Annotated in this window: 28 protein-coding genes; 19 read left to right on the plus strand and 9 right to left on the minus strand. The window is 69.6% G+C overall.

Features of this window, described 5'->3' with window-relative positions; all coding sequences use genetic code 11:
- Position 1 precedes the first annotated feature (1 nt).
- The 3 genes from IPT68_RS01755 (at position 2) to IPT68_RS01765 (ending at position 2,189) form a co-directional block, all read left to right on the plus strand.
- The gene (locus tag IPT68_RS01755) at positions 2 to 490 is read left to right on the plus strand and encodes a hypothetical protein (protein ID WP_189697492.1); all 489 of its coding nucleotides are present in this window, start codon (positions 2 to 4) and stop codon (positions 488 to 490) included.
- The gene (locus IPT68_RS01760) at positions 487 to 1,440 is read left to right on the plus strand and encodes a hypothetical protein (protein WP_189697491.1); all 954 of its coding nucleotides are present in this window, start codon (positions 487 to 489) and stop codon (positions 1,438 to 1,440) included. The genes IPT68_RS01755 and IPT68_RS01760 overlap by 4 nt, the downstream gene beginning before the upstream one ends.
- A 416-nt stretch (positions 1,441 to 1,856) precedes the next feature.
- The gene (locus tag IPT68_RS01765) at positions 1,857 to 2,189 is read left to right on the plus strand and encodes a hypothetical protein (RefSeq protein WP_189697490.1); all 333 of its coding nucleotides are present in this window, start codon (positions 1,857 to 1,859) and stop codon (positions 2,187 to 2,189) included.
- A 165-nt stretch (positions 2,190 to 2,354) separates the two neighbouring features.
- On the opposite strand, the gene IPT68_RS34750 is transcribed toward IPT68_RS01765, so the two are convergent.
- Positions 2,355 to 2,486: a hypothetical protein gene (locus tag IPT68_RS34750; RefSeq protein WP_308438752.1), complete on the minus strand. Its 132-nt coding sequence runs from the start codon at positions 2,484 to 2,486 to the stop codon at positions 2,355 to 2,357.
- Positions 2,470 to 2,739, minus strand: a complete 270-nt coding sequence (locus tag IPT68_RS01770; RefSeq protein WP_308438751.1) for a hypothetical protein — start codon at positions 2,737 to 2,739, stop codon at positions 2,470 to 2,472. Before IPT68_RS01770 ends, IPT68_RS34750 begins: the two co-directional genes overlap by 17 nt.
- Positions 2,740 to 3,106: 367 nt before the next feature.
- Here IPT68_RS01770 and IPT68_RS01775 point away from each other — a divergent pair, with 367 nt between their 5' ends.
- The 9 genes from IPT68_RS01775 (at position 3,107) to IPT68_RS01815 (ending at position 13,520) form a co-directional block, all read left to right on the plus strand.
- Positions 3,107 to 3,997, plus strand: coding sequence for a DUF6807 domain-containing protein (locus IPT68_RS01775; protein WP_189697489.1), 891 nt, complete (start codon positions 3,107 to 3,109; stop codon positions 3,995 to 3,997).
- Between the two features lie 3 nt (positions 3,998 to 4,000).
- The gene (locus IPT68_RS01780) at positions 4,001 to 4,849 is read left to right on the plus strand and encodes a sugar phosphate isomerase/epimerase family protein (protein WP_189697488.1); all 849 of its coding nucleotides are present in this window, start codon (positions 4,001 to 4,003) and stop codon (positions 4,847 to 4,849) included.
- A 4-nt stretch (positions 4,850 to 4,853) separates the two neighbouring features.
- Entirely contained in the window at positions 4,854 to 5,870 is a 1,017-nt protein-coding gene (locus tag IPT68_RS01785) for a zinc-dependent alcohol dehydrogenase (protein ID WP_189697487.1), read from the plus strand.
- 134 nt (positions 5,871 to 6,004) lie between these two features.
- Positions 6,005 to 7,396: an ABC transporter substrate-binding protein gene (locus tag IPT68_RS01790; protein WP_189697486.1), complete on the plus strand. Its 1,392-nt coding sequence runs from the start codon at positions 6,005 to 6,007 to the stop codon at positions 7,394 to 7,396.
- A 23-nt stretch (positions 7,397 to 7,419) separates the two neighbouring features.
- Positions 7,420 to 8,328, plus strand: a complete 909-nt coding sequence (locus IPT68_RS01795; protein WP_189697485.1) for a carbohydrate ABC transporter permease — start codon at positions 7,420 to 7,422, stop codon at positions 8,326 to 8,328.
- A gap of 116 nt (positions 8,329 to 8,444) precedes the next feature.
- Entirely contained in the window at positions 8,445 to 9,257 is an 813-nt protein-coding gene (locus tag IPT68_RS01800; protein ID WP_189697484.1) for a carbohydrate ABC transporter permease, read from the plus strand.
- A 65-nt stretch (positions 9,258 to 9,322) separates the two neighbouring features.
- Positions 9,323 to 10,432 (plus strand): ROK family transcriptional regulator, encoded by a 1,110-nt coding sequence (locus tag IPT68_RS01805; RefSeq protein WP_229818357.1) that lies wholly within the window; start codon positions 9,323 to 9,325, stop codon positions 10,430 to 10,432.
- A 108-nt stretch (positions 10,433 to 10,540) separates the two neighbouring features.
- Positions 10,541 to 11,299 carry a cupin domain-containing protein gene (locus IPT68_RS01810; protein ID WP_189697482.1) on the plus strand — a complete coding sequence of 253 codons (759 nt, stop codon included), beginning with the start codon at positions 10,541 to 10,543 and terminating at the stop codon, positions 11,297 to 11,299.
- Positions 11,300 to 12,278: 979 nt separating this feature from the next.
- Entirely contained in the window at positions 12,279 to 13,520 is a 1,242-nt protein-coding gene (locus IPT68_RS01815) for an acyl-CoA dehydrogenase family protein (RefSeq protein WP_189697481.1), read from the plus strand.
- Positions 13,521 to 13,664: 144 nt separating this feature from the next.
- On the opposite strand, the gene IPT68_RS01820 is transcribed toward IPT68_RS01815, so the two are convergent.
- From IPT68_RS01820 to IPT68_RS01835, 4 genes are all read right to left on the minus strand, one after another.
- The gene (locus IPT68_RS01820; RefSeq protein ID WP_189697480.1) at positions 13,665 to 14,183 is read right to left on the minus strand and encodes a hypothetical protein; all 519 of its coding nucleotides are present in this window, start codon (positions 14,181 to 14,183) and stop codon (positions 13,665 to 13,667) included.
- A 427-nt stretch (positions 14,184 to 14,610) separates the two neighbouring features.
- Positions 14,611 to 16,215 carry a CocE/NonD family hydrolase gene (locus IPT68_RS01825; protein ID WP_228040706.1) on the minus strand — a complete coding sequence of 535 codons (1,605 nt, stop codon included), beginning with the start codon at positions 16,213 to 16,215 and terminating at the stop codon, positions 14,611 to 14,613.
- Between the two features lie 20 nt (positions 16,216 to 16,235).
- Positions 16,236 to 16,850, minus strand: a complete 615-nt coding sequence (locus IPT68_RS01830; protein ID WP_189697479.1) for a TetR/AcrR family transcriptional regulator — start codon at positions 16,848 to 16,850, stop codon at positions 16,236 to 16,238.
- Between the two features lie 423 nt (positions 16,851 to 17,273).
- A complete protein-coding gene (locus tag IPT68_RS01835; RefSeq protein ID WP_189697478.1) occupies positions 17,274 to 17,456 on the minus strand; it encodes a hypothetical protein in 183 nt (60 codons plus the stop codon).
- 143 nt (positions 17,457 to 17,599) lie between these two features.
- Here IPT68_RS01835 and IPT68_RS01840 point away from each other — a divergent pair, with 143 nt between their 5' ends.
- From IPT68_RS01840 to IPT68_RS01850, 3 genes are read left to right on the plus strand one after another with little or no spacing between them, the layout of a single operon-like run.
- Positions 17,600 to 18,649, plus strand: coding sequence for an LLM class flavin-dependent oxidoreductase (locus IPT68_RS01840; RefSeq protein ID WP_189697477.1), 1,050 nt, complete (start codon positions 17,600 to 17,602; stop codon positions 18,647 to 18,649).
- Complete coding sequence (locus tag IPT68_RS01845; RefSeq protein WP_189697476.1) at positions 18,642 to 19,673, plus strand: LLM class flavin-dependent oxidoreductase; 1,032 nt, start codon at positions 18,642 to 18,644, stop codon at positions 19,671 to 19,673. Before IPT68_RS01840 ends, IPT68_RS01845 begins: the two co-directional genes overlap by 8 nt.
- 4 nt (positions 19,674 to 19,677) lie before the next feature.
- Positions 19,678 to 20,415 (plus strand): NADPH-dependent F420 reductase, encoded by a 738-nt coding sequence (locus IPT68_RS01850; RefSeq protein ID WP_228040184.1) that lies wholly within the window; start codon positions 19,678 to 19,680, stop codon positions 20,413 to 20,415.
- 174 nt (positions 20,416 to 20,589) lie between these two features.
- Here IPT68_RS01850 and IPT68_RS01855 read toward each other — a convergent pair whose 3' ends face one another.
- Positions 20,590 to 20,736, minus strand: coding sequence for a hypothetical protein (locus IPT68_RS01855; protein ID WP_189697475.1), 147 nt, complete (start codon positions 20,734 to 20,736; stop codon positions 20,590 to 20,592).
- Between the two features lie 250 nt (positions 20,737 to 20,986).
- On the opposite strand from IPT68_RS01855, the gene IPT68_RS01860 reads away from it, so the two are divergent.
- From IPT68_RS01860 to IPT68_RS01875, 4 genes are all read left to right on the plus strand, one after another.
- The gene (locus IPT68_RS01860) at positions 20,987 to 22,168 is read left to right on the plus strand and encodes a PP2C family protein-serine/threonine phosphatase (RefSeq protein WP_228040186.1); all 1,182 of its coding nucleotides are present in this window, start codon (positions 20,987 to 20,989) and stop codon (positions 22,166 to 22,168) included.
- 289 nt (positions 22,169 to 22,457) lie between these two features.
- Complete coding sequence (locus IPT68_RS33715; RefSeq protein ID WP_228040188.1) at positions 22,458 to 22,682, plus strand: hypothetical protein; 225 nt, start codon at positions 22,458 to 22,460, stop codon at positions 22,680 to 22,682.
- A gap of 24 nt (positions 22,683 to 22,706) precedes the next feature.
- Entirely contained in the window at positions 22,707 to 23,066 is a 360-nt protein-coding gene (locus IPT68_RS01870; protein WP_189697474.1) for a nuclear transport factor 2 family protein, read from the plus strand.
- A 164-nt stretch (positions 23,067 to 23,230) separates the two neighbouring features.
- A complete protein-coding gene (locus IPT68_RS01875; protein WP_189697473.1) occupies positions 23,231 to 23,779 on the plus strand; it encodes a GNAT family N-acetyltransferase in 549 nt (182 codons plus the stop codon).
- Positions 23,780 to 23,911: 132 nt separating this feature from the next.
- Here the strand turns inward: IPT68_RS01875 and IPT68_RS01880 are convergent, their stop codons facing one another.
- Both IPT68_RS01880 and IPT68_RS01885 read right to left on the minus strand, forming a co-directional pair.
- On the minus strand, positions 23,912 to 24,700 hold the full coding sequence (locus tag IPT68_RS01880) for an SMI1/KNR4 family protein (protein WP_189697472.1): 789 nt from the start codon (positions 24,698 to 24,700) through the stop codon (positions 23,912 to 23,914).
- A 46-nt stretch (positions 24,701 to 24,746) separates the two neighbouring features.
- Complete coding sequence (locus IPT68_RS01885; RefSeq protein WP_189697471.1) at positions 24,747 to 25,019, minus strand: lipase family protein; 273 nt, start codon at positions 25,017 to 25,019, stop codon at positions 24,747 to 24,749.
- Between the last annotated feature and the right edge of the window lie 40 nt (positions 25,020 to 25,059).

The following is a 25,059-nucleotide window of genomic DNA, read 5'->3' on the forward strand; positions in this document are numbered from 1 at the left end:
GATGTCGCCCGCCGTCATCACCCTGCTGTTGCTCGCCGGAGTGTCCGAGGCCGCCGGACGCATCGTGCCGCTGGCGGTACGCCGCCCCGGCGTGTCACGGACCCTCCTGATCAGGCTGCTGATCATGGGCGGGGTCGTCGAGGCCGTGGTGTTCGGGCTGTGGCCGCTGACAGCGTGGACCCTGGCCGGCCTCCTGCTGTCCTCGCCCCTGCCGGGATACGACCCGCTGTGGACCCCGGGCCTGGTCGCTCCGCTGGTGTTCGCCGCCGTCCTCGCCTTTCCGATGCTCGGGCCGCTGCTGCACGTGCTGCTTCTCGTGGGGGTCGGGCTGGCACTGACCGACCCCTTCGCCGCGGCGACCGGCGTCGACCGGTGGACCGCCGCCGGGTGCCTCGCCCTCTCCGGGGTGGGGCTCGCTGTCGCCGTGGAGGCCGTCCGGCGACTGGTCGTGCGGCTCAGCGTGCCCCGAGCGCCGGAGCCGGTCGGATGAACGTTCTCCTGCTCTGGGTCGGGGCCGGCCTCGGAACCGTCCTGCTGGCCGAGGCGCTGGTCGCGCGCTACGAGGTGCTGGTCTACGGCGCAGGGTGGCGAACGCCGACCAGCCGGCTCCCGGAGGGCGTTCCGTACGCCCGGGGCGCGGCCCCTCATACCCCTCCGGGCGCCTACCTGGTCTACCTGGACGGCATCGGCAAACGCCGTGTCCGCGACAGCAGAGACGGCGGCATGCTGGTGGCGGCCCTGATCTCCAAGGCGCCCGAGCTGCGGGTCCTCGGCCAGGTCCAGCCGTACTCGCCGCTGGCCCGGGCGCTCGTCGACCGGCCGGTGTGGGCGTGGCTGCGCCGCCACGTCGGTCTGCTGTTGTTCCTGCACAACGTGATGCAGATCTTCGTCGCCGCGGACCACCGTTACCGGCCCCTGTACAACCGCGCCATCGGCGGTCAGATCGCCACGCAGCTCCGGCTCGCCGGCTACCGACGCGGCAGCGGCATACCCGTGGTGCTGCTCAGCTACAGCGGCGGTGCGCAGGTCGCCACCGGCGCCGTCGAGGCACTGCACGCCCAACTGCAGGCCCCGCTCCTGCTGATCACACTCGGCGGGTTCCACAACGGTGCCAACGACCTCGCGCACGCCGAACACCTGCACCAGCTGACCAGCGCGAACGACCACATCGAGCAAGTCGGCACCTGGATCTTCCCGCGACGCCGGCGGCTGTGGCGGAACAGCGGATGGAACCGCGCGGTCCGCTCGGGAAAGATCACCGTGCACCGGCTCGACCCGGCGACGCACGTCGGACCGCTCAGCTACATCAGCCCTACGGCCCGACTCCCCGACGGCCGCACCCATTTGGACCGCACCACCGACACCGTGATCGCCCTCGTCCGCTCCCGTGTCGAAGCCGGCCCGCCCCCGACGGCGCCGGACACACCGCAGATGCGATGACCAAGGGCGACCGACAAGGGTCCTGTGCTCGTTGAGGGCACTGTTCGCTCTCCGCCCGGCGACGACGGTCGGCGGCACCGCTCGCCGACGCAGTACGCGCAGCCATGACAAGAAAGTTCGAGCAACCTGCGGCTACGACCGCCGGCACCGCATGGTGTCAGCCGTGCTGGACGGACGTCGTCGTGGCGGGTGCTCATGTGCCCGGTCGCACCGAGGAAGGGCCGGAGTGACAATAGGAAGGCGGGCCCGCTCGGTTCGGCCCGGTCCTCGGTCCCCCGTGAGGGGACGGCCAACGCGCTCGCAGCGCGAGGCCAAGGACATCGGTGTCGGACGGCGCCGGCAGCTTTCGCCCGGCCTGCCCTCGGCGCCGGGTGTGCAGTCCGCGGCTTCACGATTCCTCCCGGTAAGGAAGACTCATGAACCGGCACACACGCCTCCTGGCCCTGACCGCCCTCGTGGCGGCCCCACTCGCCGCTGCCCCCACCGCCCTCGCGGCGGTCCCCCAGTCACCGCAGGCCGCCGTCCCGGCCGCGACCTGTTCCGTCTCCGGCGTCCTCGACAACGGCAAGGTGCACCTGTCCGGCGGCGGCTTCACGCCGGGCCCGGCCTATGTGCACGGGTCGGCGGGCTTCGGCGGGACGGTCGAGATCGCCCAGAACGGCGGCTTCCAGATCATGAACGTGCCGCCTGCCCAGTACAGCCTCCGGCAGGGCGGCGAACTCACCCAGTGCAGCGGGTTCAACGGCTAGGCCGATACGTTCGCATCGTCCCGCCGGTGGTCGGGACGCGCCGTGAAGAAGCGCACTGAGCGCGGCTCGAGCCGTTACTCCCCGACCGGGTGCGAAGCGAGTCGACCGGTGGGGTGACCACCGCGGAGACTGTCCCGTAAGTCGCCTTCGCTGTCGGCGCGGGCTTCAGAGGAAGAGGAGCGGGACGCGCTTCTCGATGCAGAGCCGCAGGACGCCGGCCGGCCGGCGGGCGGCGTCGATGTGCTGCTGGAGGAGTGGGGGGTCGCTGTCCTGTACCCACTCATCGACGATTTCCACCAACCGGGGCAGGGACCACCGCGCACTCGACAGGCGAGAGGTCGTCACCGCCGTCATCAGGACGATCGAGCAGTGGCTCCAGCACGGTGGACACCTCGCTCCATGGCCGATCGCCGCCAAAGCCCTTCATGTCGCGGAGCGCGAACCCCTCTGCCTCGGCCAGGCGCCGCCGGAACGCGGCAAAGCCGCTGTAGGACCAGGAGACATCCGGACCGCTGTCGTCCCCGTCGCCCGGAAAGAGAGTCAACCCCATGTGCCCTTCCTGTCCGGCAGGTCGAGCACACAGGATCAACGGGGACTGACCGCCTCGGCACGTGAGATGACTGTCGGGCGGGTGATCATGGCGTCGGCGATGCCACGACTCGTCGGCGTCCGGGGTGCGAGCCTGCCGCACAAAGACGCCTTGTGACGCCCGAGCCGCTTCTGCGGCAACGCCCTCATGCCCGCGCCCCGGCAGCGCAGGCGGACCCCGCCGACCGACCACCCGACGGCACCATGTCACAGCGTGTCACTCAAACAGTACGAGAAAGCGCTTACCAATCTTTGGTTTTCCGTGTAGTTTCCTTCTGCCCACTCACCAGACACATGTTGTGCTCTGCCACCCCGCGATCGGAGCCGAAGTGATCGATCCACCGACTGCCGTCGTCAGCCAGGACGCCTCGTCGATTCACGTGATGCTGGGTGAGACGCCCTTCGCGACCTACCACTTGGGACCGTCGGAGCCGCGTCCGTACCTGTCCGACGTGATGGGGCCGCACGGTCGGCGGATCACCCGGCCTCACCCGGCGGGCGCAGGCGCCGACCACCCGCACCACCGCGGCGTCTGGACCGGCCATCGCGACGTCGACGGGGCGGACTTCTGGACCGAGTTCGCGGGACACGGCCGCATCGCACACCGAACCCTCGACGAGCTCACCGAAGGTCCCGGCGAGGTACGGGTGAGCCACAGCCTGGACTGGCTGGACGCCCACGGCGTACTCCGCCTGACCGAGCGCCGGTCGCTGCGCTTCCACGGCTCCATGCCGGACGGACCGCGGCTGATCGACGTCAGCACCAGCCTCACACCCGTCGACGGTCCGGTCCGGCTCGGCGACACGAAAGAAGCCGGCATGGTGGCGCTCCGCGTCGCGCCGTCGATGGAGGAGAACAACGGCGGCCGCGTGGAGAACTCGGGCGGCGACGTCGGCGAGGCGCACTGCTGGGGCCGACCCGCGGCATGGTGCGACTACTCGGGCCAGGTGGACGGCGAGGTCGTGGGTGTCGCGGTGTTCGACCATCCCGACAACCCCCGGCACCCCACGCCGTGGCACGTACGCGCCTACGGCCTCCTGGCCGCGAACCCCTTCGGCCACCGCGACTTCTTCCCGGGGCAGGACCGGGACGGCAGCCTCCGGCTCGGTGTGCACGAGCCGGTGACCTTCCGGTACCGCCTGCTCCTGCACCTCGGTGACGCGACCGCCGGACGCGTCGCGGACCACTACGCCGAGTACGTCGCCGAACGGAGCCGCTGAGAGATGCGCTTCGCGATCTGCAACGAACTCCTCGACGACCGGCCACTGGACGAGGCGTTCCGGTTCATCGCCGAGACCGGCTACGCGGCCGTCGAGTTGGCGCCCTACACGATCGCCGAACCCGACGGCACGGTGGCACCGGAACGACTCAAGGAGGTCAAGCGCCTAGCCGACCGGTACGGCCTCGCGTTCACCGGCCTGCACTGGCTCCTCACCGGGACCCGCGACCTGCACGTCGGCGCGGCCGAGCCCGAGCGGCGGCACCGCACACTGGAGTATCTGAGGATGCTCACGCGCCTGTGCGCCGACCTCGGCGGCCAGGTCCTCGTGTTCGGCTCACCCGCTCAGCGCAGTACGCCGCCCGGCGTCTCCCGCGCGGACAACGTCGCCCGCGCTGTCGACATGTTCGCCGACTGGGGCGAGACCGCGCGGGAACACGGTGTCACCGTCTGCCTGGAGTCGCTGCCGGTCACCGAGACCGACGTGCTGAACACGACCCAGGAGGTCATCGACGTCGTCCGGGCCATCGACTCGCCCGCCGTCCGGATGGTGCTCGACGTGAAGAGCATGAGCGCCGAACAGCGGCCGATTCCGCAGCTCATCGAGCTTGCCGCGCCGTACTTCACCTACTTCCAGGCGAACGACGCCAACCGCGGCGGGCCCGGCTTCGGCACCACCGACTTCGTGCCCGTGTTCCAGGCCCTGGCCGCCGTCGGGTACGACGGGGACGTGTCGGTGGAGGCGTTCGACCGGACCCCGGGCGCCACCACGGTGGCCCGCAGGAGCCTCGCCTACCTGCGCAGCTGCGAGAGGCGCGCCGCACGCACCAACGCAACCCCGACCAAGGAGTAGCACCGTGATACACGCCAGCAGGCTGGTGTCCCACAAGCCGGCCCGGATGGAGCTGGAGCGCCACGAACTGCCCAGTGAGCCGCCGCCGGGCGGCATCCTGGTGCGGGCCGACGTCACGCTGATCAGCCCGGGCACCGAGGTGGCGAACTATCTCGGACGCACCACCCAGCGCACGCTCACCAGCACCGAGCCCTACTACCCCGGTTACTCGTTCGCAGGAGTGGTGGAAGCCGTCGGGGACGGGATGGACAGGTTCCGGCCCGGCGACCGGATCTGCGGGCCGCTGCCGCACGCGTCGTGGGCGATCGAGGACCGGCCGGAACGCCTCGCGCGCATGACCAGGGTCCCTGAGGGCGTCACCTCGCGGCAGGCCGCCGTGACACAGCTCGCCTGCATCGCTCTCAACGCCGTACGACCGGCCGCCATCCAGCTCGGGGACACCGTCGCGGTGGTCGGCGCCGGACTCGTCGGCCTGCTGGCGGCACGGTTCGCCCGCCTCGACGGCGCCCACCGGCTGGCCGTGGTGGAGTTGCTCGCGGAGCGGCGCGAGGCAGCGCGGAGCACCGGTGCCGACCTCGTCGTGGACCCGGCGGACCCGGCGTCGGACGAGCAGCTTCGCGGGCTGGCGCCGGGCGGGTTCGACGTGGTCGTCGAGGCCACCGGCGCGGCGCCCGCGTTCGTACCGGCGCTTGAACTCGCCGCTCACGGCGGCAGGGTCGTTCTGCTGGGCAGCACCCGTGGACGCGTGGACAACTTCGATCCCTACGCGTCACTGCACCTCAAGGGCCTGCGGGTGATCGGGGCACATGTCTCGACCGCGCCGAAGACCGCGACCGTCCACGACAGGTGGACGGAGGCCGCCAACCGCCGGCTGATCCTCGACCTCATCCGCGACGGGGCGCTGGAGGTCGACTCGCTCATCACGGACGTGGTGACACCGTCGCAGGGCGGTGAGGCGTTCCGCGCCCTGGCCGAGGAACCGGCCGACCACCTCGGCGTGGTCATCGACTGGTCCGCCTGAGAGCGACGAACGTCGGCCCGCCCGAGGACGGCGGCGGTGCCGTGCGTGGTCCGTCACGGCCGCCCGGCGGCCGGACCACTGAGCCTTCTCATCCAGCACAGTTCAGTTTTTCCGCACCTTCAGGAGCACATCGCATGAAGATCAGGTCCCTCACCGCAGCGGGACTTCTCCTCACGCTGACCGTCGGCTGCACCACGGGCGCCCCGCCCGACGACTCGGCCGCCGACTCCGGCGTCGCCGACGAGATCACCGTGTGGACGGTGGAGGACGTGCAGGACAGGATCACCGCCACCGAGAAGATCATCGCCGGGTTCACCGAGCAGAGCGGCATCAAGGTCAATCTCGTCGCCATCTCGGAGGCACAGTTCGACAAGATCGTCACGACCTCCGCCGCCGGCGGCACTCTGCCTGACGTCGTGGCCGCACTCAGCCCGGCCGGTGTGCAGTCCATGGCGGTGAGCGGGCTGCTGGACACCAAGTCCACCGGCGAGGTGGTCGACGCCCTCGGTCGCGACACCTTCTCGCCGACGGCGCTGAACCTCACCCGTGACAACGAGGAACAGGTCGCGGTTCCGAGTGACGCCTGGACCCAGTTGCTGTTCTACCGCAAGGACCTCTTCGCCAAGGCCGGCCTGGGGACGCCGAACACGTACGCGAAGATCGAGGCGGCCGCGAAGAAGCTGACCTCCGGCGGAAAGTGGGGCATCGCGCTGTCGACGAAGGCCGGCGACCCCTTCACCCACCAGTCCTTCGAACACCTCGCGCTGGGCAACGGCTGCGAGATGGTCGACCGCGACGGCACCGTGACGCTGGACAGCGCGGCCTGCAAGGAAGCCTTCTCCTTCTACGGCGACCTCGCCCGCAACTACTCCGCCGACGGCAACCAGGACGTCGACACCACCCGCGCCAACTACTTCGCGGGCAAGGCCGCCATGGTGATCTGGTCCACCTTCCTGCTGGACGAACTGGCCGGTCTGCGCAACGACGCCCTCCCGACCTGCCCCGAGTGCAAGGGCGACCCGGAGTTCCTGGCGAAGAACACCGGCATCGTCGGCCCGGTCAGCGGTCCGTCGGGCAAGCCCGCGCAGTACGGCCGCGTCACCTCGTGGGCGCTGACCAAGGCCGGCAACGCGGCTGCCTCGAAGCAGTTCGTCGAGTACATGATGGACGAGGCCTACACCGACTGGCTCGCCATCGCGCCGGAGGGCAAGGTCCCGGTGCGCAAGGGAACCGCGGGCGACCCCCGGAAGTTCGTCGACGCCTGGAGTGAGCTCAAGGCCGGCGTCGACAAGAAGGCCCCACTCACCGACTTCTACTCCGCCGACGTCCTCGAGACGTTGATCGACGGCCCGGACGAGGTCGCCCCGTGGGGCTTCAGCCAGGGACAGGGCGCGCTGGTCGGAGCCACCAACGGTCAACTCCCGGTCGCGGGAGCCGTCAACGACATGGTCAACGGGACGGATCCGCACAGGGCGGCGGAGCAGGCCGATGCCGCGGTGACCGAGATAGCCGAGTCGCTGAAGTGACGCGGCCCAAAGGAGACCACACCATGGCTGCCCGTCGCGGAAGCCTGAGCCAACGCGACGCCAGAACCGGCATAGCGCTCATCACCCCGACGCTCGTCGTGGTCGTGCTCGTCGTGCTCGTCCCCCTGGCCTGGACCCTGTCCCTGGCGTTCCAGCACATCACGCTGCTGAACATCAGTTACGCGGGCTTCATCGGTACGTTCACGCTGGACAACTTCAAGGGCGTTCTCACCTCACCCGGCTTCTACTCTGCGCTGTGGACCACCCTGCTCTACACCTTCGGGTCGACCGCCGGCTCCATCGTCGTGGGGCTGATCGCCGCGCTCGTCGTCCGGCGAGGCTTCCGGGGCCGGTCCCTGGTACGGGCGTTGATGCTGCTGCCGTACGTGGCCCCGGTCGTCGCCGTCACCTTCGTGTGGTCGGTGATGCTCAACCCGCAGTTCGGCATCGTCAACGAGTGGGGCACCCGCTATCTGGGATGGGACGACCCGATCGCCTTCCTGTCCCAGCCGTCGACCGCCCTGCTCACCGTCATCGCCTTCGAGATCTGGCGGTACTACCCGTTCGCGTTCCTGTTCATGATGGCCCGGCTCCAGGCGGTGCCCGACTCCATCGAGGAAGCCGCGCGGGTGGACGGGGCCACCCCCTTGCAGGTCTTCTGGCACATCATCCTCCCCCAGCTGCTTCCCACCATGGGTGTGCTCTTCGCCCTGCGGTTCGTCTTCACCTTCAACAAGTTCGACGACGTGTACCTGCTCACCGGCGGCGGCGCCGGAACCGAGGTGGTCAGTGTGCGGGTGTTCGACTTCCTCACCGCTCACAAGGACGTCGGGGCGGCGTCGGCGCAGGCGGCGGTGTTGGCTCTGGTCCTGGCCGGCTACCTGGTCTTCCAGTGGTGGATCGGCCGTCGAAAGAACGGGTGGGAACTGTGACGACCACTGCGAGCAAGGCCGCGAACCGGAGAGCGTCCGCCCCACGGCCGACCGACCGGCCCTGGACGCGAGAACGGATCGAGACCGAAGTACTGCGCGTCCTCCGGTGGGTCGCGATGGCCGGCTTCGTCCTCGCCTCGGCGCTCCCCTTCTACTACATGCTCCTGCTGTCGGTGCGCAGCATCGACGAGGTCCTGCTCAACCCCGCGTCACTGTGGGTCGACATCCGGACGGTCTCCCTGGACGCGTACGACCGTGTCCTCAGCTCCGTCGACGCCGGCGGCCAGGGGTTCCTGGCGTTGATCGGCAACAGCCTGATCGTGGCCACTCTCACGGTGGTCATCACGCTGCTCGCGTCCATACCGGGCGCCTACGCGATCAGCCGCATCGCCTTTCGGGGGAGGCGGCAGGTGAGCGCCCTGTTCCTGGCCGTCTACCTGTTCCCCTCCGTCATCGTGGCGGTGCCCCTGTTCGTCATCTTCACCCGCCTGGGACTGCGCGGTTCGTTGATCGGGCTGGCGATCGTCTACGTCGCGCACACGGCACCGGTCGCCATCTACATGCTGCGCGGCTACTTCGCGACCATCCCGGTCAGTCTCGAGGAGGCCGCACTGGTCGACGGCTGCACCCGCCTGCAGGTCATCCGCCGGATCAGCCTTCCCCTGGCGAAGCCGTCGGTGATGGCGACCGCGCTGTACGTCTTCATGATCGCCTGGAACGAGTTCCTGTTCGCCCTGTTGTTCCTGGTGGAGCGGCGTGATCAGTGGACCGTCTCGCTGGGCCTGTCCCAGCTGTCCGGGAGCATCGAGGTTCCCACGACAGTGCTGATGGCCGGCTCGGTGGTCCTGACGCTGCCCATCGTCGTGCTGTTCTTCACCAGCGAACGGCTTCTGGTGGAAGGCCTCACTTCGGGCGCGGAGAAAGGATGAGGAAGGGCCGACCGCTCTCAACGACCAGTTCCGGCCGCCTCCTTCAGCTGTTCCGGCAGGGACGGGTGTCCACCCGCCGCGAGCTCGGCGAAGTCACCGACCTCTCCCGCAGCACCGTGGCCGCACGGGTCGACGAGTTGATCAGGGCCGGCTACTTAAGAGAGGGCGGAACCCTGTCCTCGTCCGGTGGACGGCCGCCGACGACCCTGGTCTTCGACGACGAGACGCCGACCGTGCTCGCCGCCGACCTCGGTGCGACCCACGGCCGGGTGGCGGTCACCGACGCCAGCGGCCGGATCCTGGCGGAGCACGTCGTCGAGAGCAGAATCGACGCCGGTCCGCGACGCACGCTGTCACGGGTCTGCGACGACTTCGAGATCCTGCTGGAGCGGGCGGGGCGCAGCACCGCGAGCATCTGCGGCATCGGCATCGGTGTACCCGGGCCGGTCGACTTCCGTGCCGGCCGGGTGGTCCGGCCACCGGTCATGCCGGGCTGGCACGACTTCGACGTCCGCGGCTTCGTGAGGCGGCGCTTCCCCGTGCCCGTCCTGCTCGACAACGACGCCAACATGATGGCGCTCGGCGAGTACGACCAAGCGAGATCGGACGCCTCCTCGCTGATCTTCGTGAAGGTCGGCACCGGGGTGGGGTCCGGGATCGTCATGGGCGGCGGACTGCTGCGCGGCGTGGACGGCGCGGAGGGCGACATCGGGCACGTCCGCGTTCGCGGCATCACCGACGTCTGCGCGTGTGGCGCGACGGGCTGCCTGGCCGCCGGCGCGAGCGGCTCGGCGATCTGCCGGGACCTTCGCGCGCTCGGCATCGACGCCGGCTCCAGCCGGGACGTCGTCGCCCTCGTCCGGCAGGGGAACCAGCAGGCGCTCGCCGCCGTCCGCTCCGCCGGGGCACTCCTCGGTGAAGTCCTCGCGACGGTGGTGAGCCTGGTCAACCCGCAGGTGCTCATCCTCGGTGGAGACCTCGCGCACACCGGCGAGCACTTCCTGCGCAGCGTCCACGAGGCGCTGCTGGCGAGGACCCAGCCGTTGGCCACCCGGGGTCTGATCGTGACCATGAGTGAGCTCGGTGATCGAGTCGGCATCGCCGGGGCGACCGCCATGGTGCGCGAGCAGGTCTTCAGCGCCGGCGCGGTCGATCAGCGGCTGTCAACACTGTGACGGTCCGTCGCGTTCCGGACGATGCCGTGGCGCCGGGTGCGTACCCGCCCGCGCCCGGCGCCGCACCACCAAGTCAGAAGTCGATCTCCCACGTAGAGGAGGCCCACCATGTGCACTCACGACGGTGAACCGGTCGGCGCGAGCCCGGTCGACCCACCCCCCGCGCTGCCCGGCGGCATCGGAATCTCCCGCTTGAGGGTCTACGACATCGAGGGCCCCGACGGCGTGGCCGGCGGTACCCCGCACGTCCACCTCGCGTGCTCCGAGGGGTATTACGTGGTCGCGGGGTCCGGCGCCGTGCAGACTCTCTCGGTGACGGGGTTCGCCGAGACGCCTCTCCGAGCGGGCACCGTGGTCTGGTTCGACCCGGGCACGATCCACCGCCTGATCAACGGTGGCGGGCTCGACATCCTCACACTCATGTCCAACGCGGGTCTGCCCGAGGCCGGTGACGCCGTGCTCACCGTGCCGCCGGAGCTTCTGACCGACCGTGAGACCTATATGAAGGCCACCGTGCTCACCGGAGAGGGGGACGCCCGGACACGGTCGGCGATGCGCCGCCGCGACGTGGCCCTGGAGGGTTTCGCCGCGCTGCGCACGACCTACGACGCGGTGGGGCCTAGCGCCCTGGAGGCGTTCTACCGGGCGGCGATCGCCATCGTCCGTCCTCAACTCGCGGAGTGGCGGCACAGGTGGGAGCAGGGGGCCCGCCGGGCCGCCGACGACACGGGAGCCGCCCTCGACGCCCTGGCCGTCGGCACCGCGCCGCACCTTCGGACCGCGGAGCTGCACCACATGCCCGCACCGACGGAGTTCGGGCGTCACGGCATGTGCGGGCGGCTCGACGTGTACCAAGGGGCACGCTGATCAGCGTTGAACCCGCCGCCGAGTGAGCCGGATCACACGGAACCGAGGCTGTGATGGCGTAGGCCCGGCAGCGGCGGCCGCCGGGTCTACGCCGGGCTCTGCCAGGATTGCGTGTCAGTGCGAAGGGCCGGCCTGGGCGATCACGTCGTCGCGTAGATCAGGGCGGTCCCGTGGCCGTTCTGGATGGTGTGCATCCTCTTGGCGCCGAAGACGACCTTGCCGCTGGAGGGGAAGAAGTCGTCCGTCGGCGCCGGTGCCACGGTGGACACGTAGGCCTGGCCGGAGGGAGTGGTTGCATGCCCGGCGGGGCCTGGGGCGACGGCGAGAGACCGGCAGGGTCCTCCGCGGCGTCCGGGTAGTTGGTGCCGTAGACCTTCAGTGCCTCGGTGCCGGCCGGCTTGACGATGGTCACGTCGCGGGCGGGCACGGTGTTGCGGCCGTCCGGGTTGTGGAACCACACCTTGCTGCCGCTGTACCAGATGGCGGTCCAGGGCCCCTTCTTGTCGGCCACGACGAACTGCTGACCAGCCTGGGCGGCGCTGCCCCAGTCGCTGATCCGGTCGCTGCCGGGGGTGCCGTCGGGGTGGATCGTGCTCACCGAAGAGCGGAGCGTCGGCACGCGGCCCGATGCGCAGGCGGACGAAGTTCGACGCCCGGCGCACGGTGGTGCACTCCACGGTGACACCGCTCCCGTCGCCCGCCGGGCAGAGCTCCATCGTCTGCCTGTTGCGGGAGGCTCTGTCTGAATCGCCGTGAAGTCCCGTTCGCCCGACCTGAAGTCGATGCACGGCGAACGTATCAGACGGTGCAGTACGCACATACAACATGCTCCCCTCCCAAGGCGCCCGCGCAGGTCGTACCGCTGACAACAGTGGGAAAACAGTGTGGAGTGGGGAGATAGTATCGAGTGATACTATTTCGTTCGCTATCAATGCCGTCTGCCGAACACCGCACCCACCGCACCGTGCGAGGAGTCCTCGTGATCGCCGTACCCGAACCGGATCTCACGCCACGCGAATTGATCGAGAGGGCCGCGGCACTGCGGCCGACCCTGCTGGAGAGACAGTCGGAAACCGAGCGGTTGACCGTCTACCCGAAGGAAACGCACGAGGACTTCCTGAGAGCCGGGTTCTATCGGACCCTGCAACCGCGCAGGTACGGCGGCTACGAGTTCGACGTCCCGACGTTCTACCGCGTCGTGACCGAGATCGCGCGAGGCTGCCCGTCCACCGGCTGGGCCTTCTCGCTCTCCGCCGCCCATGTCCTGCAGGTCGCCTCGTTCTTCGAGGAGCAGACTCAGAACGAGGTCTTCGGCGAAGACGGCGACTTCCGGGCCGCGAGCACCGTGGCCCCCGTCGGAGTCGCCCAGCCTGACGGAGAAGGACACCTCGTGCTGGACGGCACCTGGTCCTACTCCTCCGGCTCGCCCTACTCCACCCACTATCTCGGGCAGACGTTCCGCGCTTCCGAGAACCCGGACGACCGTCCGGGACCGCTCGTACTGTTCGTCGCACCGCGCTCCTCCTGGACGCTGCTGGACGACTGGTACGGCTCCCTCGGCCTGCGCGGCAGTGGCTCCAACAGCCTCCGGTTCGACAAGGCTTCTGTCCCCAGCCACCACACAGTGGAGGGGAGCCTGCTCGACCAGGCGGTCGAAGGCGGAACGGTCGGCTCGAAGTTGCACGGCCGGGCGATGTACGCGGGGCGCCCGGGCAGCTTCTTCCAGGGTGAAATGGCCGCGCTGATGATCGGAACCGCATACGCGGCCGCGGACGAGTACGCCCGCATCATCTCCGAGCGGCGACTCATCCAGGACCCCAGCCGCACCCGCGCCGACCTGCACGACTACCAGCGCCATCTCGGCGAGGCCCTGGCCGCGATCCACACGGCGGACGCCGCGATGCGCGCCACCGCCGACCAATGGATGGAGGCCTGTGCCGACAACGTGTCCGGCCGTGCCCCCTTCACCACCGCCGACGACGACCGGTTCGCACTCGTCCACCTCACCGCCGGGCGCATGGCCTGGGACGCGTTGCAGGGCATCCTGTTCCGTACGGCCGGCACCCGGCAGGCGCGCGACGGTCAGCGCATGCAGCGCTATTTCCGGGACGCCGCCACCATCTGGACGCACGTCTGCTCCACCATGTCCGAGCCGATCGCACGCCGCGTCGGTCGCGCCCGTCTCGGTCTGCCCTCGGAGGACATCCCTCTGGTCTGCTGACCCCTGCCATCCGTCGGTTCCCTGACTTCGTATCACCGAGGAGTTGGGCAATGACTCCCGGAGGAGTTGGGCAATGACTCCGGCCCGGTCCCAGTGCGACCCTGGGGCCGGGCCGGCACCACCTGCGGGCACGGACTTCCGCGCTCATCGCATGGGGAAGGGCCGCTTCTGGGCTGGGTGCCGGAGCATTTCCTCGATGGCCTGCTCGATGAGACAACTCCTCTGTGTCCGGGAGCTCCTCTTGATCAGGGCGCTCAGCCGCTGAGCCTCTGCGGTGGTCGGCTGGAGACCCACCAGGAGCACCGGTAGCAGCAGGCGCCGGACAAGGGTTTCGTTCTCGGAGATGCCCTGCGGCCGACGCACGACGGAGACGTTGACCCGGATGGCGTGTTCATTGCCCGGCGGGACACCCGGCCGGTCCGTCTCGACAGCGGCATAGCGAAAGCCGTGCGCCAGGTCGCAGGCCGAGCAGCCGACGGGGCCGCGGCTGAGCCGGTCACCACATGCGGAGCAGACAAGCCTGTCGAGCGCGGCGTCGACCACCCGCCAGTCGTGACGGTCGGGTTCGGCCGCCACCATCTCGGCGAGCGCGACTTCCTGATCGCCGCCGACGTCCCAGTGGCGTAGAAAGGCGGACCATTCCTCTTCCACGATGCTGTCCACCAGTTCGCGGCAGGAGGTACAGGCAGGCGCACCGCCGTACTCGTATCCGCCGCATTCCGCACAGCGGCGTGGAGACGCCCCGACCGCGGGTCTCGCCATGGCCTTCCTCCCTCCGCCGGTGCGGGACATGCGACAACCGACATTCTCGGTACCCGCGAGTTTCTCCCACGGCGACTGGCTGGAGAAATGGTTTACGGCTTCGTCGCCGCGGATCGTCCAACGGTGCAGGCCCAGCCGGGTCGAGGACTCGACGCCCTCGCGGGCGATCCGCGGTGTGCTCTTGCGGGCGCGAAGCCTTTGATGGGCGGGCCGACCGACCCTGCCTTGTCCACACCTCCGCCATCGCGCCCCGTACCGAAGTCGTTCGCTTTTCCTGACGGCGCCGCATCAGACAAGAGGTTGGTGGTGCGGCAGCGTTGTGGTTCGGTCAGCGGGTTCGGATCGGCAGGCTGACGGTGGAGACGTGGTGAGGGTCGTGGAACACCTGCTGGGTCGCGGCTCTCAACTGGGTGGCCGTCTGCCGATGTTCGCCGGTGCCCGGGTTGCGGTTGTACTGGGGGAAGGCGCCGCTGGACACCTGGACGCGGATGCGGTGGCCGGACCGGAAAAGGTAGGCGGTGGGTGACAAGGTGACGGTGACCCGTGAGAGCTCGTCGGCGTGTGCGACGCCGCTGAGGCCGTCGCAGATGTTCGTCGAGCGGCCCGAAGTGTCGACGTCGCAGACGCGGACGAACACATCGGCGTGGGGCACGCTGGAGCGGAACCAGATGTCGGCGCCGACCTCCCCGATCATCTCGACGTCCGCGGTGAGTACGTCGCTGGTGTAGGTGAGGACGTCGGGGCGGGCTTCCAGCGCGGCGTTGTCGACGCGGCCCGCCTTGACGCCGGGCAGCAGGCGCAGTCCGCCGACGGCGGGGGTGGGGTCGGCAGGGTCGTAACGGTAGGAGTCCGGCGCCGAGTCCGGGGGCGGGTCGAGGGCCAGCCGACCAGCGGGGTGCAGGTGGAAGTGTTGCGGTGCGTATCCCGGTGGAGGCCAGGAGGGCAGGTCGCGCCACTGCTGGGCGCCCATGACGAACACCCGCACCGGCGCCCGGTCGGCAGGGGCGGCGCCGCGGGCGTGGGCCAGTCCGAACTCCAGGGTCTCGTCCAGGACGGCCTTCACGACCGAGCCGGAGTTGTGCGACCAGGGGCCGATGGTGAGGCGCGGGTGTCGGCCCGCGGCCTGCAGGCGGGTGTAGTCGCGCAGCTGGCCAGGCAGGAACACGTCGTGCCAGCCGCCGACGAGGCTGACGGGGACGCTGACGTCCGGGACACGGTCACTGGCGTCGGTTCCGGACCAGAACGGCGAGTGGGTGTCGTGGGTGATGAAGTTCTGGATGACGGCGCACTGATAGCCGAGGGCGGCGGTGTCGGCCTCGGACAACGGCAGCACTGCCTCGGCGCGGCGGCGCCGGCGAGCCCCCAGCAGGAACCTGGCCGTCGCCCAGCGCCGTCGCTGAGCCTCGATGAGCAGGCCCCAACCGAGTACCGATTCCAGCGCGAAAGCGTCCTTGCGCAGGAACGCCAGGCCCAATGCCGACTCGGTCATCGCCGGGATCATCGCCTTGACCTGTGCCGGCAGTTCGTCGGCCATGGCCCACTGGGTGTAACCGAGATAACTGGGGCCGCACAGCACCAGCGATCCGTCGAACCACGGCTGCTTGCACACCCAGTCGACGGTGTCGATTCCGTCGAGCCGTTCGTGTCGCAGCGGGGTGAATTCCCCGCCGGAGCCGGACGTGCCGCGCGTGCTCAGCAGCACCACCTGAAAGCCGCGCTCGGCCAGCGGCCGGGCCAGGTGCCACGCGAACGGGCCACCACGCCCGTACGGGCTGCGCATCAGCGCGGTCGGCAGATGCTCGCCGCCGACGCGGGGCGCCCATCGGTCGGCCAGCAGCACGGTGCCGTCCCTCATCGGAACCTCAAGGTCACGTTCGACCGTGAGGTTCCGGCTTTCGGGGGCCGGCAGTCCGTGCATCCGCTGGAGAAGCATGCTGGTCAACGGTGGCATTCTCATGCGGGGTCCTCAGTGTGCGAGCGCCCCGGGCCGCCTCGTGCACCGGCGAGAAGGGACTGGATCCGCAGCAGGCGCTCGGCGAAGCCGTCCGGGTCCGGCGGGGTCGGCCCGTCGACCAGCCATTCGGTCAACGCCATCGCCATGGCGCCGGTGAAGAAGTCCGCCACTTCGCCCACGGCCCGGTCGTCGAGGTCGCCGAACAACTCTCGTGCGCCGGCGAGGCTGTGGGGGCGGAACAGGCTCACCACCGTTCTGATCGCGGCGTACGCGCAAGACCCGGTCAGGAGCGGGCGGTAGAACGGTCGTCGCTCGGCGAAATGGCGGGACACCGCGAGTGCGGTCCGCGTGTCGTCCAGGTTCGGCGGCAACTGCGGCAGCAGTTCCCTCGTGACCAGCTCCACCGCGGCCGCGATGAGTAGTCCGTCACGGTCCCCGAAGTGCAGATAGAGCACGCGCCGGCTCACGTCCGCGGCCTCGGCCAGTTCGGTCGCCGACAAAGCGGTCGTGCCCCGCTCGCCGACCAGGCGCACTGCCGCCGACAACAACGCCGCCCGTGACCGCTGCACGCGCCGGTCCCGCACTTCGGGGGGCGGCGGCAACCCGAAATCCATACCCACAATCTTATACGACTGTATCCAAATTCTCAGATGCTCCCGTACGTACCCATCGCACTCCCTGCGATGACGGCGGCATCGCGAGCATGAAGTGGCCGAGCGATGCCGAACTGAGTCCGGGGCGTGGCAAGGCCGGGTACCGCTCACCAAAAGGGGCCGCGACTGCCGCGTTCCTTGAGTGGTCAGGAAGGGGACCAGCGCGGAGGGCGGGTGCGAACGGGTGGGTCGTGTCGAGGCCTTCCGCAGCCGGCCGGAAGTCCTCGGCCTCGGTCCAGCTGTGGACGATCGCGCTTACTGCAGGTGATCCGTCGACGTGAAAGCCGGTGGACCCGCCTCTTGCCCCCGCCTCTCAACCGTTCCACCCCGACTACGTGGACTCCCCCGCCCAGGGCCTCACGCGCGATCCCCGACAGGCTTCCGTCAGGCTGCCGGCTCGGAGGGGCGCAGCCGCCGGCCCCCTTCCCGCAGCGCCAGGAGCGCACCGTACTCGCCCGGCGACGACGAGGACTCGCTGTACAGACGGGACGAGACTTCGAAGCGCAGCGCTTCCGTCGTCTCGATGAAGTCCTGCCCGGATCCGCAGCTCCTCGGCTGGAACAGCACCCTCCGCCAGCACCCTCCGCCGTTCCCCCACTGACGCCACCCCTTGTCGTTGACACATCAATCACATTGGGGCATTATTTGTCGCGTCAAGCAAAGACCTGCCGCGCGACACCGCGTGCCCGCGGTGCCAGTAGGAGGAGTCCATGACGGCCACAGTGTTCGAACTGGGCCTGAACTCGTTCGGAGAGGTCGCCACCCACGGCGGCCGGCCGCTGAGCGACGCCGAGACCGTTCGCCTGTTGATCGAGGAGGCCAAGCTCGCCGAAGCCGTGGGAATCGACACGTTCAGCGTCGGCGAGCACTACCGCGCAGGTCACAACGACAGCGCCACCCCGGTACTGCTCGCCGCGATCGCCACCGCCACGGAACGCATCCGGCTCGGCACCTCGGTGACCGTGCTGAGCACCAACGACCCCGTGCGGCTCTACCACGAGTTCTCCACGCTGGACGCCGCCTCGAACGGCCGCGCCCAACTGGTACTGGGGCGGGCGTCGGCCACGGAGTCGTTCCCGCTGTTCGGCTACGACCTCGCCGACTACGAGGAGTTGTTCGAGGAGAAGCTCGATCTGTTCATGCGTCTCCAGCGCGAGGAGACGGTGACCTGGTCGGGCCGGTTCCGCCCGCCGCTCGTGGAGCAGCGACTGCGTCCCCGGATGCCGCCGGGTGGCGTACCCACCTGGATCGGCGTGGGCGGCAGCCCGAACTCCGTGGTGCGCGCGGCACGGTACGGCCTGCCGCTCATGCTGGCCGTCATCGGTGGACGCCCCCAGCGCTTCGCCGGCCACGTCGAGCTCTACCACCGGACGCTCGAACAGTTCGGGCACACCAGGCAACCCGTCGCCCAGCACTCGCTGGGGCTCATCGCCGACAGCGACGAGGAGGCGATCGAGACCTGGTGGCAGTACTGGCAACCGGTCGTCGCCGCCCTGGCCGAGGAGCGCGGGTTCTACAAGCCCACCCGCGAGCGCTACCTGTCGGAACTCGACAAGGGCGCGCTCTTCGTCGGCTCTCCGGAGACCGTCGCACGCAAGATCGCCACGATGGCCCGCGCCCTGCACCTCAGCCGTTTCGACCTCAAGTACGACGTCATGCACCTCCCCCGCGAAGCCCGCGCGCGCACGATCGAGCTGCTGGGCCGCGAAGTCGCCCCGCGGGTGAGGGAACTTCTCGCAAAGGAGCCCGCCCATGTCTGATATCGCTTTCGGCCTGGACACGTTCGGCGATGTGCCGGAGGACGACGCGGGAACCCCGGTGTCCGACGCGCGGGCCATCCGGCAGGTCCTCGACGAAGCCGTACTCGCGGAGGAAATCGGCGTCGACGTCCTGGCGCTCGGCGAACACCACCGTCCGGAGTACGCCATCTCCTCCCCGGAGACCGTGCTCGCCGGCATCGCCACACGTACCAGCCGTATCCGCCTCTCGTCCGGCGTGACCGTGCTCAGCTCGGACGATCCGGTCCGCGTGTTCCAGCGGTTCTCGACCGTCGACGCCCTCTCGAACGGCCGGGCCGAGGTCATCCTCGGGCGCGGCTCCTTCACCGAGTCGTTCCCGCTCTTCGGATACGACCTGGCCGACTACGACGTGCTGTTCGAGGAGAAGATCGAGCTGTTCGCCAAGCTGCTGGAGGAGGAGCCCGTCACCTGGAGCGGCACCAAGCGGGCCCCGCTCGACGACGCCGACGTCTTCCCCAAGACCGAGTCCGGGCACCTGAGCACCTGGGTCGGTGTCGGTGGTTCACCCCAGTCGGTCATTCGCACCGCGCACTACGGGTTCCCCCTCATGATCGCCATCATCGGCGGCAGCCCGGAGCGCTTCGCCCCCTACATCGACCTCTACCAGCGGGCCACCGACCAGTTCGGCACCACCGCTCACCCTGTCGGCATGCATTCGCCGGGCTTCATCGCCGACACGGACGAGGAGGCCCGGGAGGTGCACTGGCCGCACTACAAGGTCATCCGAGACCGCATCGGCGCGCTGCGGGGCTGGCCGCCGCTGCGCAAGGAGGAGTACCAGGCCGAAATCGAGCACGGCTCGCTGTACATCGGCTCGCCGGAGACGGTCGCCCGCAAGATGGCCCGTGCCATCAAGACGCTCGGCGTGGGCCGTTTCGACCTCATCTACACCACCGGGGCGCAGCCGATCAGCGCCCGCCTGCGGGCGGTCGAGCTGTACGGCACGAAGGTGCTCCCGATGGTCCGCGACATCCTCGCAGGCTGACGCCATGAACGGAGCAGACATGGACACCACCACCGCCGCTGCCGTGGGCACGGTCGGCATCCTGGGCGCGGGGAAGGTCGGCACCGTGCTGGCTCGCCTGGCCCTGGCAGCCGGCTGTGACGTGCTCATCGCCGGCTCGGGCGACCCCGCCAAGATCGCACTCACCGTCGAGGTCCTCGCCCCCGGCGCCGTCCCGGTCACCGCGTCGGCCGCCGCGGAGGCAGACGTCGTCATCCTGGCGCTGCCGCTCGGCAAGTACCGCACGATTCCGGCCCAGGGCCTGCGGGGCAAGCTCGTCATCGACGCCATGAACTACTGGTGGGAGGTCGACGGCATCCGCGACGACCTCACCGACCCGCTGACCTCGTCGAGCGAGATCGTGCAGGCGTATCTGTCCGAAGCGCGGGTGGTCAAGGCGTTCAACCACATGGGGTACCACGACCTCGAGGACGGCGCTCAACCCGAAGGAACGCCCGGACGCAAGGCCATCGCGATCGCCGGTGACCACCCGGACGACCTCGCCACCGTGGCCCGCTTCGTCACTGCGGTCGGCTTCGACCCCGTCACCGCGGGTTCGCTCGCCGACGGCGTACGACTGGAACCGGGCACCGAGCCCTTCGGCGCGAACGTCGGCGCCGAAGAGCTGCGCGCGATGCTCAGCCGCTTCCCGGAATCGGAACGCGGACGCGCCGTGATCAGCGCGAGGGCCGCCGCCTCCGCGTCAACCGACCGAGCGGCCTGACCACCGGCCCTGCATCCAGTGCGCCAAGTGACGCGTTCTGAGCGAGGCCGACCTCGGCAAGCTTCGGCAGCTGTTGACCTGATCGGTGGCCCGCTCGGAGCAGTGGCGGGTGCGCGTACCTGAGATGGGCAGGCGTTCAGTGCCGGCCCTGCAGGGCCGGCACCCTTCCTCTCGTCAGCCGGTCAAGGGCTGCCACCTGTCCTCCTGCGAGGGGTCGATCATGCTGCCCCACACCAACTGCCCGCCGATCCATCCGGGCTTGTCCCGGACCGCCAGGGCCGGGACTTCCAGCATGTCGGCGACGCCTTCGAAGTAGGTCACCGGTGTGTCGCGCCCCTCAGGGGCCAGCGGGGTCGTCGCAGGAGTGGGCCGCGCGGCGAGCTCGCCCCGTCTGTGACAGCGTGACCGCGGAGGGCCGGACTCGGTCCTCGTGCCGGCGGCCGGACGGCTCCAGTCGCCCACCGTCTTCCCCGGCCGGTGGAACAATTCCTGTCCGCCTCACGGTTTACCTGTGTCAACGGAAAAAGCACCACGCCAAGGCTCCATCACAGGCCCTCACCGGAGCAGCCAAGTGAGTACTGCCACCAGCACGACGTCCTCAGCCGCGCTGCTCCGCGTCCTGCGCCGGGTCATGCCGCACCCCCCGTGGCTGCTCGGTCCCGTGCTGATGATCGTGGCCATTCCGGTGGCCGACGCCTTCCTGCCCCCCGACATCCACCTGGCCCACCTGCTCACCGTCGCCACTGCGGTCACCGCCGTCGGTGCCGGGTGGCGAGCCACGGCGCTGGTGGGTCTGGCCGCGCTTCTGTCGCTGACCGCGGCCGGCCTGGAGCGGCATACCCTGACGAGCGAGAGCGTGGTGGTCGAGGGGTGCGCGCTGGCCGCGGTGTCCGTCATCCTGGTGCTGTTCGCCCACCTGCGGGACCGGCACGAGCGAGCTCTGCTACGGGCACGCTCGGTCTCCGACACGGCACAGCGCGTCGTGCTGCGGCCGCTTCCGGAGCGGGCCGGACCGGTACAGCTCGCCTCGGAGTACCGCAGCGCCGACGCCGACACCCATGTCGGCGGTGACCTGTACGCCTCCGCGCGCACACCCAACTCCACCCGGCTGATCATCGGCGACGTCCGCGGCAAGGGCCTCGCCTCGATCAGCGACACGGCGATCGTGCTGGGTGCCTTCCGCTCCGCCGCCCACCGTGAGATCCCACTGCCGGAACTGGTCTCCTACGTGGAGGACGCGGTCCGCTGGGGACTGGCCGAATTCTCTCCCTCCGAGGCGGACCTCGCCGAACGGTTCGTGACGGCCGTCATCGTGGACATCCCCGACGACGAGCCGGTGGTGCACCTGGTCAGCTGCGGGCATCCGCCGCCTCTGCTGGTGCGCCCTTCCCGCGGGACCGTGACGACGCTCCAGGTGGCGGAGCCCGCACCGCCGCTCGGACTGGCCGTCGGCCGGCCGTCGGTCGGCACGTACGTACCGGCCACCTTCCCCTTCCGCGAGGGCGACCGCCTGGTCCTCTACACCGACGGGGTCACCGAGGCCCGTGATCCGGACGGCCGGTTCTATCCGCTCGCGGAACGCGTCGCGGTGCGCGCGGACCATGAACCCGGACCTCTGGTCGACGCGATCACCGCAGACCTCCGACAACACACCGGAGGCCGGCTGGGGGACGACCTGGCCCTCGTCGTAGCGCAGAGAGGTCCTGGACCGACGGGCGGTCGCCAGGCGCGCTCGGCGAATGCGGCCGGCTGAGCGGCAGGCTGTCAGGCGGGTCCGCAGAATATGGGGGCGACTTGCCAAGGTTGACCAAACACCGAAGACTTACTGCTAAAGTCAAAGTTACTAGCTTCTATTTTAGTAGTAACAGGGGGCGGGTGCTCCCGCCTGCCCGCAGCCAGCCGAGAGGGGAACGCGCCATGACCACCCGCGTCAGAGCAGTCAGCGAATCCCTGAAGGGCCGGCGAGCCCTGGTCACCGGCGCCATGAAAGGGGTCGGTACGGCCGTCGCCCGACGCCTGGCCAGGCCGGCGCCACCGTGCTGGTGACCGCGCGCGGCCGACCGGACGATGTCGCGGCCCCAGACACGATCACCGCGGACCTGGCCGACGAGGTCGGCTCGCACGGCGTCCGCGTCGACACCGTCACCCCCGGCTTCGTCCAGACCACCGCCGCCGACCACCTCGTCGCCTTCCTCGCATCCGACCGCGCCTCCGCCGTCGTCGGTGCCGACCACGTCATCGACGGCGGCACCATCCCCACCGTGTGAGCCCCTCCACCGTCAGGAACCGCCATGAACAGCTACCAGCCCCAGGACCTCGCCCCCGACGCCCTGCCCGAGGTGATCAACCGCTATCTGGACGCCCACCGCGCGCATGACACCGCCACCGCACTCAGCACCTTCCATTCGCACGCCACCGTGACCGACGAAGGCAAGACCCACCGGGGAGCCCCGGCGATCGAAACATGGCTGACCCGTGCCGCCGGCGAGTACACGTACACGATCGAGCTCACCGGCGCACAGAAGGTCGACACGGACCACTACATCGCCACACACCACCTCGAGGGGAACTTCCCGGGCGGGGTGGTGGACCTGCGCTACCGGTTCGCCCTCAGCGACGGCCTCATCCAGGACCTCGTCATCGAACCCTGACCTGCACCCACGCCTCGGCACCACAGCACTCGCCACTCAGGGCCGCGGGAACCTGCCGCAACGGCTGACCGCTCTGTCAGCAGCTCTTGGCAGTCACTGGCTGCGTGTCCTTCCGATGCCAAAACCGTGTGCGATCCGCCCGGAGGGGCCTCTACCCTCCGGGCATGGATCTTCGCGAAGAACTCCCGAGCGACGGACAGGCCGTTCGGAACGTTCACCTGCAGGCGTTCGCCGACCACGGCAGTGTCGTCGCCGACCTGGTCGACAGCCTGCGGGGCACCATCGCTCCCGAGGACGGTCTCTCGTTGGTCGCCGAGCACGACAGGCAGGTCGTCGGGCATGTCATGTTCACCCGCAGCCTGCTCGACGCCCCTCAGCGGCTGGTTGAGGTGCAAGTGCTCAGCCCGTTGGCCGTGATGCCGGAGTTCCATCGGCGCGGCATAGGCTCGGCCCTGGTCCGACACGGCCTGGGGACCCTCGCCGAGCGGGCTGTTCCGCTCGTCTTCCTGGAGGGCGATCCGGGCTACTACTCGCGTTTCGGCTTCGCGGCCGGCGGTGACCTGGGCTTCCGGAAGCCCTCCCTGCGTATCCCGGACGGTGCCTTCCAGGCCATCAGGCTCCCGGCGTATGAGCCATGGATGACGGGCACGCTGGTCTATGCCGAGCCGTTCTGGCGGCATGACGCAGTCGGCCTCCGTGACCCCGACGCATAGGTCCGCGAGGGCCGATACCCCTGCTGCGGCACGACACGCTGTTCCGTCTACCGGATTGCGTGCCGTGGAAAAGCTCCCGCGACCCCACTACGCCGCGAAACGGCCCCATGGCGGTGGGTTCGGTCAGCCGATCTACCGGTAGTTCATGAACCAGTGGGTGTCGAAGTAGCGGGCCATCGTGAACCGGTGGTGCGGGTCGGTCAGGATGCGGCAGACGAACTCCGTGGCCCGGCAGTCGAAGAGGACGTCCTCGCCGTCGAAGGACTGGACCAGGACGGGCCAACCATCGGGGTCGTCGCCATCGGCCTTCCAGCAGTACGAGTCCTCATGCTCCGTGCTCGCCCACATGAGCAGACCGTCCTCCCTGAGATACGTCCACGGCTCTTGGCTCAGCCTCAGGTATCCGTCGAAGGCGCCCTCGCCGAACGTCTCGACCATGCGTTTGTAGTCGCTCGGCAGCGGGGTGCCCAGCCGCGACTCCACCTCCGCCCAGTCCAGGTCCGGTCGTTGGGCGGGCTGTGTCCAGCCGGTGATGCGTATGAGCCGCTCCAGCCAGTCGACGTCCTCACCCGGAGCGACCGCCAGGAGTTGGGGAACCTCCCTGTGCGCGACCACCAGGACCGGCCGCTCCGCCCCCTCCGCGTCCCTCGCCGTACCCGCGCCGACCCACTGATCCCCGTACGCCCATGCCCGTATCCTCACGGCACGGTTCTTGAAGGGGGCGAGGAGAGCCGCGCCCTTGGGCTCGTCGACTGTCGGATCAGTGAAGCCGTCCAGGACGAGGGTGCGCGGGGTGCCGTACCTGCCGGCCAGCAGGTCGGTCAGGTGCTCCGAGTCCAGTTCGTCGGGCAGGTACATGTGTCCTCCGCCCCGTTGGAGTTGAACCAGCAGGTCGTTGAGGGTCGCTTGCGTCAGTTCCATGCCGGACAGTGAAACGCACCGCTCGGACAGTGCAGATGAGACCGGGCTACGGCGAGCATGCGCAACGACCGGCTCGGCAGGCGGCTCGGTCCAGGTTCTTGCGAATGTACCGCAGGGCGTCGACATGGGTGTGGAAGGGCTCGGGAGGCAACTGCGGCGCGCTGTCGTCGTTGTTGACGCATCGGTACATGCGCTTGCTGAGGCTCTCGTTGCAGGCCTTGGCCAGGGTGGAGTCGCAGGTGTAGGGCTGGCCGAAGGTGTGGACGCCGTCAGCGGCCAGGCGCGGCTCCTCCAGGTACATCCGTGCGCCGGCGAGCATGCCCTCCCGGGCGAAGCCGCCTCGTGCCTCGTCGGCACCG

Origin of the sequence: Streptomyces chromofuscus, from assembly GCF_015160875.1 — a bacterium.
Lineage (GTDB): Bacteria > Actinomycetota > Actinomycetes > Streptomycetales > Streptomycetaceae > Streptomyces > Streptomyces chromofuscus.